Raw genomic sequence first — 13,013 nt, 5'->3', positions numbered from 1 at the left:
GTATACGCATTTTTTCGGGAGCGCACAAGAAAAATTTATGGAAGTTGGTAACGGCTGCGGGAGAGTTCCATCACTCTCTGGAATTCCGAGTTGTCTTCACGCTTCATATGTTCCAGGTAGCTGTGAGTGTCAAAGGTATCCTCAGGCACCTGGGTGATACAGACTGCAATGTTGGAGCAGTGATCTGCTATTCTCTCCAGACTGGTGGTTATATCCGAGAGGACAAATCCCTGTTCTATGGTACATTTTCCTTCTCTCAGCCTGCGGATGTGGCGGCTTTTCAGCTCCATATTCAATTCATCGATCACCTGTTCCAGAGGTTCCACACTTTTGGCCATCTCCTGATCCTGCCCTGCAAATACTTTGTATGCGGAGTCAAAGATATCCTCAACCGCTTTGGCGATCACATGCAGTTCCTGCAGTGCCTTATCGGAGAATTTCATATTTTTTGAATACATTTCTTTTGCGGACTGCATAATATTTACCGCATGGTCAGAGATTCGTTCAAAGTCCCCGATGCAGTGGAGCATAATGGACAAGTCGTGGCTGTCCTTCTGATTCAAATCCTTCTGGCTCAGTTTCACCAGATAGGTTCCGAGGGCATCCTCATAGCGGTCCACATGGTCCTCCAGGGTCATCACCTCTTCCGCTTTCATCTCATCATATCTGTCAATGAGTGACAGCGCAGTGTGCAGAGAATCCTGGGCCTCTTTTGCCATTTTATCCACTACATGACGGCTCTGCTCCATGGCAAATGCCGGTTTATCCAGGAATCGCACATCCAGAAGCTGGGTCTGCACATCCTGTACAGCCGGTTTTGTCTCCTCCTCCTTGTCGCGGATCGTGAGTTTTGCCAGCTTCTCCAGGCCTCTGGAGAAAGGAAGCAGAAGCACAGTTGCAAATACGTTAAATGTTGTGTGTACCACTGCAATGCCTGCCGCGTTTGCCGCATGTCCCATAAATCCAAAATGGATGAAGGAATTCAGGGTGTAGAACAGAATCATGAAGATAACTGTACCGATCACGTTAAAGTATAAATGCACCATGGCAGCACGCTTTGCATTTTTCTTGGCTCCTACAGCGGAGAGAAGTGCTGTTACGCAGGTACCGATGTTCTGGCCCATGATAATGGGAATGGCAACGTCAAAGCTGACTGCACCGGTTACGCAGAGGGCCTGCAGGATACCCACTGACGCGGAGGAACTCTGGATCACTGCCGTCAGAATGGTACCGGCGATCATACCGAGAATCGGGTTGGAAAACTGTGTCAGAATCCCTGTAAATTCAGGTACATCCGCCAGCGGCTTCACTGCGCTGCTCATACTGTCCATACCGAACATGAGAACGGCAAATCCGATAAATATCATGCCGATGTCTTTTTTCTTCTCACTTTTGGCAAACATAAGGAAGGCAACGCCAACAATGGCCAGGACGGGTGAGAATGTGGAGGGTTTAAAAAGCTGTATGAAAAAATTGTCACTTTCGATTCCGGAAAGACTCAGAATCCAGGATGTAATTGTTGTACCGATATTGGCACCCATGATAACGCCAACTGCCTGAGAGAGTTTCATGATGCCTGAATTGACGAAGCCAACTACCATTACGGTGGTTGCTGATGATGACTGGATGACTGCGGTTACGGCAGCGCCCAGGCCTACGGCTTTCAGGGGATTTGAGGTTAGTGTCTCCAAAATCCTCTCCATTTTGCCGCCTGATACCTTGGCCAGACCGTCACCCATGACATTCATTCCATATAAAAACAAAGCCAGACCGCCGATTAAGGTCAAAATACTAAAGAAATCCATACTTTTTCTCCTTTTCCTTTTGTAGCAAGGCATACTTATTACCTTTTATTCTTTCCTTATTGTAGGGGAGGTATGTAAAATCTTTTATTGGGGTTTTGTAAAATCTGTGTAAAATTTTCATTATTTAAGAGAGAATAGAATATGGGGGGAGGGATTTTGGCATATGCGGACGGCGAAGGAGGGGCATAGGGAAAGGGATTCATCCGACGTTCCGCTGGTGGGCAGCTAACCTGCTGGCATTCACTAAATTCGTCGGATGAGGCCTCCTCATTAAGTGACTGCCGCAGGTGGATCTGCCCGCCGCTCCACTAAACCTACTGAATCCCTTTCCCTATGCCCCTCCTTCACCTGGGATATAATGCGGAATATACAGGGCGGATGTTCTTGAACTGTGCGGTTTAGTGACAATAGGGGAATCGTTGTCTGATAACATGGTTGTACAGGATATTTGTCTGGTAAGTCTGGTTTCGTGCTTTGTGGGTTTTATGAGTTTATTTTTGAGCGGTATTTTTAAAGTTGGAGATTTTAAATGTATTGTTGAAATAATAATAGTAATATAAGTGTTGATATTTATAGTAATATTAATTGATTTTATTTTTTAGTGTTTGTGTTTGTTATTGATAGAATTATTAATTATTTAGTTTTGAGATGATTTTGGTTAGAGTTTTTAATTTGCCGAAAGCATAAAGTATTTTGGGTAAAGAAGCCGCTTACGGTTTTCCCGGCAGCGGCTTGTGAGAGTGGAGTTATAGATTTTGTTCTGAGAGAATTTTTTCAAATTTCTTTTCGGATAGTATTTCGTTTGTCAGAAAGGTTCCGTTGTAAAAGAGACTGTATGTGGTAAATGGGGATGGGGCATTTTGCGCCTGGTCTTTTGATTCAAAGCGTATTGCTTGGAAGGGTATGCCTTTGTCTTTGGCCAGATTCTCGATGAGAGGAACATATTTTGCCGTAAACGGACATTGGTGACTGTAATAGAGAACAAAGCCCTTCTTCTCTGATTGTGGTGTTTTTACCTGCTCTCTGAACTGCGGTTTCCCGGAAGTTTTATCGAAAGGCAGGTATAGTAGTTCGTAGTACGGCATTGCTGTATCCGCCAATTGGAAGCCTTTATATCTGAGGAAGTCCGGGTCAGAGAGATAGGGCCTTTTTTTGGGTGATGAAAGAACTGCCAGACCTTTTTTGCCCTTGGCCCTGCTGTCTTTGATGCACTCGTCCAGAAGCAGGGTGGAATATCCCTGCCCTTTGAATTTTCCGGAAACCCACAGGCAGTCAATGTACATATAGCCTTCCGCTAATATGGGAGCCCATGCCTCCTCCGCGGGAATATATTCAATAAAACATTTTCCCCGGACATCACATTTTTTGAACATCAGTCCTGCATCTAACTGCCGGGCGATCCACGCTTTCTTAGCTGCCACCTGACAGTCCTTATTATTGGAAATTGCACAGCAGATATGCTCTTTTTCAAGATTTTCCTTTGTCAAAGTAATTACGTCCATTTCATTTCTCTCCTCTTCTTAAATATGATCTATATTGCCCGTTCATTTTGGGACCGGATCAGGACCGTCATAGACTGCCATAGTTTATTAAGCTAATAAACGGCTGTCTGTCATCTGAACCTTCTTTATTAACAATTATTCCCCGGTTAAATAAAGTAACCTCTTTTTTTCATTTGATTATAAACAGTATACTATAAAAAACATGACATAGTATGTCATATTTATTCCCTCATTATGTTAAAGACATTGTCAGCCTTCCCCGGCTGTAGTATACTCAGACTTATACTACACTGCAGGAGGATGCCCTATGAAAAGAATGCTTTTAGTCTCCATGTTTCAAAATGTTGGGGATATATTAAAAACAATTGAACCAAATCTGAAAAATAAGACCGTAACCTTTATCCCCACCGCAAGTCTTGCAGAAAAATTAGGTTTCTTTGTAAAAATAGGCAAATGGCGTCTGAAAAGGATGGGACTTAAAGTAGAAGAATTAGAAATCTCCAGTTCATCTTATGAAACAATAAAAAGTAAACTGGAGAAAAACGATATCATATATATATCAGGCGGCAACACCTTTTTCCTTCTTCAGGAATTAAAAAGAACCGGCGCAGACAAACTGCTCATCAAGGAAATAAACAATGGAAAGCTATACATCGGCGAATCCGCCGGCGCGATCGCAGTGGCTCCTGATATCCGCTACAGCGCTGAAATGGACAAACCGGAAAAAGCCCCTGATTTAAAAGACTACACCGGCCTTGATTTAATTGAATTCTATGTAGTTCCCCACTACAAAAACTGGGAATTAGGAAAAGCTGCAGAAAAAATAATCCAAAAATACGCAACCACATTAGATTTGAAAATAATCACCGACAATCAGGCAATCCTCATAGAAAATGATACCTGGAAACTACTAAACAGATAGACAAAAAACAAGTCCCCACCCCGCACGGATTTCCTTCCCGCATTCCACCACCAGGCGAAAGAGACGGTACGGCAGGAGCGGGAGGGGGAGATACAGGCTGGCGTGTGTTTAGCTGAGGGGAGCGCAGCCAGGAGCCAGGCTGTATCTCCCCCTCCCGCTCCTGCCGCGCCGTCTCTTTCGCCGTCCGCCTATGCCACACCTCTTATCCTTCTACAGCTAAACTCTCTCAATAACCTCCGTCACCAACCCCGCAAACTCCCGCGAAACCCTGTCCGCCGTCTCCTGCACCTCCTTATGATCCAGCTTCTCACCCATCCCTGCAGCCTGATTCGTAATACAGGAAATCCCGCAGACTTCCATTCCCATATGCCGTGCAGCCATAGCCTCGCAGGCTGTACTCATACCAGCCGCATCAGCGCCCCACACTCTGCACATCCGAATCTCCGCGGGTGTCTCATAATTCGGTCCGCTAAACTGCATATATACGCCTTCTTTCAGTGTAATACCCAGCTTTTCCGCCGCATCCTTCACCACATTACGCATCCTTACACTGTAAACCTCACTCATATCCGGGAACCTGGGCCCCAGCTTATCCATATTCGGCCCAATCAAAGGACTCGGCACAGCGGTGGTGATATGATCCCGGATCAGCATAAAGTCTCCCGGATCAAAATCAAAGTTTACTCCTCCTGCCGCATTGGTCAGAATCAGCTTTTTCGCTCCCAAAAGTCCCATAAGCCTCACCGGCAGCACAACATCTGTCATGGGATATCCTTCATAATAATGGACACGCCCCTGCATGATCACCACAGGCACCTTCTCCACATAGCCAAATACAAACCGCCCCTTATGCCCTTCCACAGTGGAGGTCGGAAATCCCTCAATATCCTTATAATCTACAGTATCCTCAATCCGGATTCCGTCCGCATAATCCCCCAGTCCGGACCCCAGTACCAGAGCCACCTCCGGTTTAAAATCCGTTCTCTTTTTCACACTTTCCAAACACCTGAATAATTTTTCTTCTGCCTGATTCATACTTACATTCCTCTCTTTCCCAATCTGCCGCAAATGCTCTCACAGACTGCCCTTTCCCGGACACACATCTGCATACCTAACATTATAAAGCATTTCCCATTACAGAAAAAGGACTAAACCCTTTTTTCATTCAAAAAAAGAGGGCATGTCTCCATGTCCTCAAAAACTCCTGATCTGATCATCCTCATCTTCTGTTGTTTTTACAATGGCTTTTATCACAACCGGATAACTCACCGTATCATTTACTTTCACCATAACCCGGTCACCCTCCCGGTGTCCGCGGATGGCCTTTCCAAGGGGAGATTCGATACTGATCTTATTGTCAAGAGAGTTGCCTCGGATGGACGTTACCAGCTTGTAAGTCTCGGTCTCATCATCCTCTTCATAGTAAATTTCTACCACATTGTTGATTCCCACTTCATCACTCTTTGAATTATCTTTTACAATGGCGGCAGTCTTCAGCATTCTCTCCAGATACCGGATACGGCTCTCGTTCTTGTTCTTATCCTTCTTAGCCGCATAATACTCAAAGTTTTCGCTCAGATCCCCCTGTGCCCTGGCCTCCTTGACAGCCTCTATGGCTTCTTTTCTGACCACCAGCTTCCGGTATTCGATTTCCTCCTGGATTTTCTTTACGTCATTCTCTGTCAGCTGTTCCCGCATTTCTCTCTGCCTCTTTTCCTGATATTTCCGGTTACGATATCTTGGTTCCCGCCTCGGCCAGAAAACCACGTTTAAAAAGCTCTTCCGCTATCTCATCCAGGGTCTGCTCGCTGTCTGCAAGAACCGTATGGTAGTGATAACCCGAAGTGATATTCTTCAGAGGACTTGATTGTCCTCCCTGTATGCCTCTCACAAACTCAGCAGCCTTCTTTCTGGAATCAACAGACAGATCTGCCCTGAGCTGTCCATAAACCTCATGACGTATGAACACGTCCTCCACTTTGCCTCCGCAGTCAACGATCAGATTCAGCTCCTCCAGAATCTCACTGTCCTTATGGCACACGTAGAACACACGGCTCGCAAACACCGGGGCATGAAACACATACCCCCGGTGCGTGGAAAGAATATCCTGTTTCTGCGCCCGCAAAAGTGCAATATCCTGCACAATCACCTGGCGGCTGACCTGGAACCGCTGTGCCAGCTTCGTACCGGAAACAGGTTCCGGGCTGCGCCTGATATATTCTAAAATTTCCTGTCTGCGTTTTTCGCCGTTCATCCTCACTTATTCCTTTCTCGCTGTCCTTTTGCGGTGCTTCCTTTCATACTCCCAAAGCCGGCCCGCTGCACCTGACGCTAACAGGACACGGGATGCAGATTTTTCAGGGAAATATCAAGAATCGGTGAGGAATGCGTCAGCGCCCCGCTGGAAATATAATCCACGCCGATAGATACAAGCCTTTCCACATTCTCCCTGGTCACATTGCCGGAACACTCCGTCTCAGCCCTTCCGTCAATGATTCGGATGGCCTCCTTCATCATCTCCGGTGTCATATTGTCCAGCATGATGATATCAGCCCCTGCTTCCACGGCCTCCTTCACCATATCAAGATTTTCTGCTTCTATTTCAATCTTACGCACAAAAGGTGCATATTCTTTTGCCATTTCCACAGCCTTTGTCACACTTCCTGCTGCCCCTATATGATTGTCTTTTAATAAAATACCATCCGACAGATTATATCTGTGATTATATCCGCCGCCCACTTTTACTGCGTATTTCTCAAAAACACGCATATTCGGCGTTGTCTTTCTGGTATCCAGAAGTTTTGTCTTGCTGCCTGCAAGCAGATCCGCGATCTGCCTTGTATAGCTGGCGATCCCGCTCATTCTCTGCAGATAGTTCAAAGCAACACGCTCACCGGAGAGAAGTACCCGGATATCTCCGTGAAGCGTTGCCATAAGCTGACCGTTTTTCACCCGGTCACCGTCATTTACATAAAACTCCACCTCTGTCTTTTCATCCAGAAGCTCAAAGACTCTTTTAAAAACATCAAGTCCGGCTATCACACCATCCTGCTTACAGATCAGCTGCACCTCGCCGGGGCATGCCCCGCGCATTACCGCATTGGTGGTAATATCCTCACTGGTTATATCTTCCTGCAGAGCCTGCATGATCAAATGGTCTGCATTTAATTTCATTGTAATCTGATTCATACCGCTTTTTTCACCCTTTCGATTTCTTTCAAAACGCTCTCTCCGTACATCCTCTGAAGCTCTTCCTGCCTCGGAAAGCCTTCTCTCTCCGCTTTCGTCAGAAGCATGGCTGCCTTTTCCCGGCATATTTCTCCATTCTCCTGCTGCTCACGCTCTGAGATCCGCAAAGCCGCACGCTTTGCAAACACCAGACTCTCCAGCAGGGAATTACTTGCCAGGCGGTTTGCGCCGTGAACGCCGTTGCAGCTTGTCTCTCCTGCCGCGTAAAGATTTTCCATTGTAGTCCTGCTGTCCAGATCCACTTTTACACCGCCCATAAAATAATGCTGGGCAGGCACAACAGGAATACATTCCTTTCTCACATCATACCCTTCCTCCAGACATCGCTCAAAAATATTGGGGAAATGAGACATGATCTCTTCCTCCCCAAGGGGGCGCATATCCAGCCACACATAGGGTTTGTGGTCTATCTCCATCTGCCTGTGGATGGCGTCTGCAAGAATATCCCGGGGAAGCACCTCATTGGCAAAACGCTCCATATTGGCATTGTATAATTTCGCACCCTCCCCGCGCACGGACTCCGATATAAGGAATCTGCGGCCCGGTTTCTTGGAATATAAGGTTGTAGGGTGAATCTGTACGTAATCCGGATGCTCCAGCTCAACGCCGTGCTTCAGCGCAATAGCAAGGGCATCTCCTGTCAGATGAGGAAAATTGGTGGAATGCTCATAAAGCCCGCCGATTCCGCCGCAGGCCCAGATTGTATCCCGGGCTGTGATTCCAAATGTACTGCCGTCCTCCCGGCGTGCCACAATACCGTAACACCGGTTATTCTCCTCCAGTATATCAATCATGGTTGTCCTTGTCAAAATTTTTACATTGGGAAGTTTCTGGACTGTTTCCAGCAGCCTGCTTGTGATCTCTTTTCCTGTGATATCTTTGTGAAATAGGATTCTCGGCCTGGAATGGGCACCTTCCCTGGTATAAGCCAGTTCCCCATCTCTGCGGTTAAAATCCACACCACAGGCGATCAGCTCCTCTATCACTTCTCTGGAGGAACGGATCATCATATCCACGGATTCTTTCCTGTTCTCATAGTGTCCGGCTTTCAGGGTGTCCTCCATGAATGCATCATAATCCTCTTCATCCCGCAGCACACAGATGCCTCCCTGAGCCAGAAAAGAATCACTGTTCTCCAGGTCATCCTTTGTCAGCATCAGAACCTGTTTCTCTCTAGGCAGGTGAAGAGCTGCAAAAAGCCCCGCAACACCTGTTCCCACGATCACGATATCTGTTTTTTCTCTTTTCATTTTCTCCTAAACCTTCTTTCCATCCGCAGCCTGCCGTTTCACAAAGGCAGTGCGGGTTACACTACTTTGCGGTCTCGAGCATCCGGTTCAGAGGCACATTGGCCTTTCTGCGGAGGCTGTCATCCACACTTACCTCTCCTTTATTGTATTTCAGACAGTCGCGCACCTTTTCCAGGGTTATCTTTTTCATGGATGTACAGGTCTGTCCGCCGGGCAGTGTATAGAATTTTTTGTCCGGATTTTTCTGCTGCAGTTCGTACAGCACACCGTTTTCTGTTCCGATAATAAATTCTTTTTTATCACTTTTTGTGGCATGATCAATGATGCCTGATGTGCTGCCCACATAATCAGCAAGCTCCAGTACTTCCTTTGTGCACTCCGGATGCACCAGAAACTCCACACCTGGATGGCAGCGTTTTATTTCTTCCACCTGCTCTTTATTTACTTCTTTATGTACATAACAGTAACCGTCATTGAGAATCACATTTTTCTCCGGGACCTGTTTCGCCACATAGCTGCCCAGGTTTTCATCCGGAATAAAAAAGATATTCTTATTCGGAAGTTTCCTTACTATCTCAACCGCGTTTGAGGAAGTCACACATACGTCTGCGTATGTCTTCAGTGCGGCACTGGAATTGATATAGCAGACAACTGCCAGGTCCTCATACTCTTCTCTCATTTTTTCGATCTTACCGGCAGCCGCCATATGGGCCATAGGACAATCCGCTGTGGTGTCCGGCATGAGTACGGTTTTTTCAGGGTTCAGGATTTTTGCACTCTCTCCCATGAAAGTTACCCCCGCAAAGACCAGGGTACTGGCTTCCAGCTTTGTGGCAATCTTGCTCAGATAAAAAGAATCTCCAATATAATCCGCACATGCCTGCACCTCACCCGGCACATAGTAGTGGGCAAGAATCACTGCATCCTTTTCTTTCTTCAGTTCCTCGATTTCCCGATAAATGGAATCCACGGTTTCTCCTCCTCGATTTTACGAATTTTTAACATTATACAACTTTCCTTTACATCTGACAAGACAGTTGTAAAATTGTACTGTAATACATACAAAAAAGAGACTGCACCATGTACAATCTCTCCCATGTATTTCTCTACTTTTTCAAACACCCGACCCCATACATCATCATATCCTCAGCCATGGCCGCAATCTCCTCCGCCCCTGTCACCATGCCCTCTCTCAGCCACTCTTCCAAAAGGCCAATGCATCCCGCACTGGCAAACGCATAGAAATATTCTATTTCCTTCGGAGACGCCATGGCAAAGAACCGGGAGTACGCTTCCACACATTTTTCCCGTCCGAGGCTCAGAAGCCGTACAGCAAAGTTTTTATCCCCGTAATCACCCAGCGTCACGGTACAGAGATCCGCGTTTTCCTTCAGACACCGGAATATCTCCGTGGTGATCTTCAGCGGAGTCAATTCCCTGTTCTCCACTGACAGGAGGGGCTCCAGCGCTCTTTCAATATCCCTGGTCATCTCCTCCTCTATCTGTTCCAGCAAGTCGTAAATGTCTTTATAATGTGCATAGAAAGTCCCTCTGTTGATACCTGCAAGACCGCACAGCTCTCTTATGGAGATGCTGTGTATGGGTTTTTCGCGAAGCAGTTCCATAAATGCTTTTCTGATAAGCTGTTTTGTCATTCTGGTTCTCTGGTCGCCTGATTTTCCCATAGGACGGCCTCCTTTCTCAAATGCCCGACACTTTTTGCCTGAACTGTTCAAAAACCATCCAAATGGCTCAAATCTGCCGATTGTTTTCCTGTTATACTCTCATTATAATAAATAATAGAAAGAGAATCAACTGAGTTTATATTCCGACCCCGGAATGCGCATCAAATATTTGTGTCAAAAAGGAGATGTTTCCTTATGAAAACACTATATCTTGTTACGGGAGCAGACGGCCACCTGGGCAGCACCATTGTTCGTCTGCTGAAAAAACAAAATCTTCCTGTAAGAGGACTGCTTCTCCCCGGAAAAGCAGAGCCGGATATCCGCGGTGTCCGGTATTTCCACGGAGACATACGGAAACCGGAAAGCTTAAGACCCTTCTTTGAAAATACCGGACACAGCAGTCTGGCCGTCATACACGCTGCCGGCATGATCTCTATCGCTGAGGATGTGACCCCGGAGTTATACGACGTCAATGTAAACGGAACGAAAAACATAATTGCCATGTGTCTGCAGTACAAGGTAAAAAGGCTTCTCTATGTAAGCTCCGTACATGCGATCCCGGAGCAGAATAAACTGAAAGTCCTGCATGAGACAACCAAATTCTCCCCTGACCTGGTGGTCGGCGCCTATGCCAAGACTAAAGCGGAGGCAACCAGAGCGGTACTGGAAGCTGTGCCAAAGGGACTTGACGCTGTGGTTGTCCATCCTTCAGGAATTTTAGGTCCCTTTGACACCTCGGGCAATCACCTGGTACAGATGGTAACTGATTATATAGAGGGACGTCTTCCGGCCTGTGTAAACGGCGGCTATGATTTTGTAGATGTCCGCGATGTGGCTTCCGGCTGTCTGGCTGCCTTAGAGCGCGGACGGAAAGGTGAATGCTATATTCTCTCAAACCGCCATTATGAGATAAAAGATGTTCTGAAAATGGTAAAAATGCAGAGCGGCGGCAGACGCCTGCCGGTTCTACCCATGTGGATGGCAAAGATGGCGGCGCCTCTCATTGGGGGAATCTGCCGCATAAAAAAACACCGTCCTCTGTACACCCGCTATTCCCTGTATACCCTGCAGAGCAATGACCGGTTTGACCACACAAAAGCCACTGCTGAGCTGGGTTTTAAGCCAAGAGATCTGTTCCAGACTATTGCAGATACAATTGCCTGGATGAAAAAGAAAAGCCACGGTATTCTGTTTTAAAATGACATACTCTTACCATTTGAAAAGGCGGACGGCCTTCCTAACCCCTTCGGAAGATACCGTCCGCCTTGTATTGTCACTGCCAGTTTATCTTATTTTCCATTATGATCTTCTGCTTTTCGGCCCGAATACAGCCGATTTCGTAACAGTCATAATATCTGCTCAGATGCGCTTCTATCCGGTCTGCTGCCTCCCGCTGCACCACCAGTATAAATCCCACACCACAGTTGAACGTGGAGAGCATTTCCCTGTCACTGATATTTCCGCACTGTCTGATAAAGCGGAAGACAGGCAGTGTCTTTATCCTGTCAAGCTCTATCACAGCGCTTAAGCCGTCCGGAATCACCCGGCACAGGTTCCCTTCTATTCCGCCTCCTGTAATATGGGCCATGCCGTGAACACCGCTGTTTCCCATTATGCCTTTCAGCGCTTTATAGTAAGGCGTGTGGGGCTTCATGATCTGTTCTATAAATGTCATACCCTCCACCTTTTCCAGTTTGATCTCCGGCATCCGGTCCATGAGCATACGGACAAGGGAATAGCCGTTGGTGTGCAGCCCGTTAGATGCAAGGGCCAGCACCGTGTCCCCCTCTTCCATGACGGAGCCGTCAATGATCCTGTCCTTCTCCACTATGCCGGCAATGCTGGAGGTGAGCACATATACCCCCTTTTCCACCACGGCAGGCTGTACGCTTGTCTCCCCTCCCACCAGGGAACATTCATTCTCCCGGCAGGCATCCGATACCCCTTTGACCAGAGCACTGATGGTGTCTTTCTCCGCGTTTCCGCACACGATCGTATCCAGCACGGCAAGCGGTTTTGCCCCCATGACAGCAATGTCATTGACCAGATGATTTATCATATCATGGCAGATGGAGTCCGTGTAGCCATACTCCATGGCAAGCTTCTGTTTTGACCCCGGCTCCTCTGACTTCAGAACCAGCACAGGGTTCTTTATCTCCGGAAAAGAAATATCGTAGAGAGAAGCAAACGGCCCGAGTCCGTTCAGAACCCTTTTATCTCCTGTCTCCAGGTGCTTTGCCATCTCCTTTTTGATCGTGTCTGTGTAGGCAATATCCACTCCTGCTTTACTGTAGGACAATTCCTCCCCGTCCTTCTCACAGCCCGAAAGCAGTTCATCCACCGTCACCTCCATGACCGCGGAAAGCTCCGGCAGCAGCTCCACATTGGGAAATGTACTGCCCTTTTCCCATTTGGATACGGCCTGAAAAGAAATATTCAGCCTGTCTGCAAGCTGCTGCTGCGTCATTCCCAGTTCTCTTCTTTTTCCTGAAATAAAACCTCCTATTTTTACGCTGTCAAGCATGGCTTTTCCTCCTCGTCTTTATGCCTTAATCATACCCCTGCACCACGCTTTGGACAATAACGGAATATTTGAATTT

At 47.0% G+C, this 13,013-nt stretch carries 12 protein-coding genes; 2 read left to right on the top strand and 10 right to left on the bottom strand.

Annotated features, from left to right (window positions below; genetic code table 11):
* Nucleotides 1-35: 35 nt before the first annotated feature.
* Entirely contained in the window at nucleotides 36-1,805 is a 1,770-nt protein-coding gene (locus tag LC508_RS24710; protein ID WP_225305261.1) for a Na/Pi cotransporter family protein, read from the bottom strand.
* 746 nt (nucleotides 1,806-2,551) lie between these two features.
* Entirely contained in the window at nucleotides 2,552-3,307 is a 756-nt protein-coding gene (locus tag LC508_RS24705; protein ID WP_033140832.1) for an N-acetyltransferase, read from the bottom strand.
* Nucleotides 3,308-3,614: 307 nt separating this feature from the next.
* On the opposite strand from LC508_RS24705, the gene LC508_RS24700 reads away from it, so the two are divergent.
* Complete coding sequence (locus tag LC508_RS24700) at nucleotides 3,615-4,229, top strand: Type 1 glutamine amidotransferase-like domain-containing protein (RefSeq protein WP_033140831.1); 615 nt, start codon at nucleotides 3,615-3,617, stop codon at nucleotides 4,227-4,229.
* 216 nt (nucleotides 4,230-4,445) lie between these two features.
* Here the strand turns inward: LC508_RS24700 and LC508_RS24695 are convergent, their stop codons facing one another.
* The 7 genes from LC508_RS24695 to LC508_RS24665 form a co-directional block, all read right to left on the bottom strand.
* On the bottom strand, nucleotides 4,446-5,264 hold the full coding sequence (locus LC508_RS24695) for a purine-nucleoside phosphorylase (protein ID WP_054353679.1): 819 nt from the start codon (nucleotides 5,262-5,264) through the stop codon (nucleotides 4,446-4,448).
* Nucleotides 5,265-5,423: 159 nt separating this feature from the next.
* Nucleotides 5,424-5,927 carry a transcription elongation factor GreA gene (gene greA, locus LC508_RS24690; RefSeq protein ID WP_033140824.1) on the bottom strand — a complete coding sequence of 168 codons (504 nt, stop codon included), beginning with the start codon at nucleotides 5,925-5,927 and terminating at the stop codon, nucleotides 5,424-5,426.
* Between the two features lie 31 nt (nucleotides 5,928-5,958).
* Nucleotides 5,959-6,483, bottom strand: a complete 525-nt coding sequence (locus LC508_RS24685; protein WP_033140823.1) for a transcription repressor NadR — start codon at nucleotides 6,481-6,483, stop codon at nucleotides 5,959-5,961.
* Nucleotides 6,484-6,560: 77 nt separating this feature from the next.
* Nucleotides 6,561-7,418, bottom strand: coding sequence for a carboxylating nicotinate-nucleotide diphosphorylase (gene nadC, locus LC508_RS24680; protein WP_033140822.1), 858 nt, complete (start codon nucleotides 7,416-7,418; stop codon nucleotides 6,561-6,563).
* A complete protein-coding gene (locus LC508_RS24675) occupies nucleotides 7,415-8,728 on the bottom strand; it encodes an L-aspartate oxidase (RefSeq protein ID WP_033140821.1) in 1,314 nt (437 codons plus the stop codon). The genes nadC and LC508_RS24675 overlap by 4 nt, the downstream gene beginning before the upstream one ends.
* A gap of 61 nt (nucleotides 8,729-8,789) precedes the next feature.
* A complete protein-coding gene (gene nadA, locus LC508_RS24670; RefSeq protein WP_033140820.1) occupies nucleotides 8,790-9,698 on the bottom strand; it encodes a quinolinate synthase NadA in 909 nt (302 codons plus the stop codon).
* Between the two features lie 136 nt (nucleotides 9,699-9,834).
* Nucleotides 9,835-10,413 (bottom strand): TetR/AcrR family transcriptional regulator, encoded by a 579-nt coding sequence (locus tag LC508_RS24665; RefSeq protein ID WP_033140819.1) that lies wholly within the window; start codon nucleotides 10,411-10,413, stop codon nucleotides 9,835-9,837.
* Nucleotides 10,414-10,608: 195 nt separating this feature from the next.
* On the opposite strand from LC508_RS24665, the gene LC508_RS24660 reads away from it, so the two are divergent.
* Nucleotides 10,609-11,610 (top strand): NAD-dependent epimerase/dehydratase family protein, encoded by a 1,002-nt coding sequence (locus LC508_RS24660; protein ID WP_033140818.1) that lies wholly within the window; start codon nucleotides 10,609-10,611, stop codon nucleotides 11,608-11,610.
* A gap of 76 nt (nucleotides 11,611-11,686) precedes the next feature.
* On the opposite strand, the gene purM is transcribed toward LC508_RS24660, so the two are convergent.
* The gene (gene purM, locus LC508_RS24655; protein ID WP_033140817.1) at nucleotides 11,687-12,937 is read right to left on the bottom strand and encodes a phosphoribosylformylglycinamidine cyclo-ligase; all 1,251 of its coding nucleotides are present in this window, start codon (nucleotides 12,935-12,937) and stop codon (nucleotides 11,687-11,689) included.
* Nucleotides 12,938-13,013: the final 76 nt, after the last annotated feature.

Source organism: Blautia parvula (genome assembly GCF_020215665.1).
GTDB lineage: Bacteria > Bacillota > Clostridia > Lachnospirales > Lachnospiraceae > Blautia > Blautia celeris.
This window is presented reverse-complemented; position numbering and strand designations above follow the sequence as displayed.

Excerpts from the sequence above, each read along its gene's own strand:
- LC508_RS24710 (WP_225305261.1), bottom strand. The coding sequence starts at position 1,805 with ATGGATTTCTTTAGTATTTTGACCTTAATCGGCGGTCTGGCTTTGTTT.
- LC508_RS24705 (WP_033140832.1), bottom strand. The coding sequence starts at position 3,307 with ATGGACGTAATTACTTTGACAAAGGAAAATCTTGAAAAAGAGCATATC.
- LC508_RS24700 (WP_033140831.1), top strand. The coding sequence starts at position 3,615 with ATGAAAAGAATGCTTTTAGTCTCCATGTTTCAAAATGTTGGGGATATA.
- LC508_RS24695 (WP_054353679.1), bottom strand. The coding sequence starts at position 5,264 with ATGAATCAGGCAGAAGAAAAATTATTCAGGTGTTTGGAAAGTGTGAAA.
- greA (WP_033140824.1), bottom strand. The coding sequence starts at position 5,927 with ATGCGGGAACAGCTGACAGAGAATGACGTAAAGAAAATCCAGGAGGAA.
- LC508_RS24685 (WP_033140823.1), bottom strand. The coding sequence starts at position 6,483 with ATGAACGGCGAAAAACGCAGACAGGAAATTTTAGAATATATCAGGCGC.
- nadC (WP_033140822.1), bottom strand. The coding sequence starts at position 7,418 with ATGAATCAGATTACAATGAAATTAAATGCAGACCATTTGATCATGCAG.
- LC508_RS24675 (WP_033140821.1), bottom strand. The coding sequence starts at position 8,728 with ATGAAAAGAGAAAAAACAGATATCGTGATCGTGGGAACAGGTGTTGCG.
- LC508_RS24665 (WP_033140819.1), bottom strand. The coding sequence starts at position 10,413 with ATGGGAAAATCAGGCGACCAGAGAACCAGAATGACAAAACAGCTTATC.
- LC508_RS24660 (WP_033140818.1), top strand. The coding sequence starts at position 10,609 with ATGAAAACACTATATCTTGTTACGGGAGCAGACGGCCACCTGGGCAGC.
- purM (WP_033140817.1), bottom strand. The coding sequence starts at position 12,937 with ATGCTTGACAGCGTAAAAATAGGAGGTTTTATTTCAGGAAAAAGAAGA.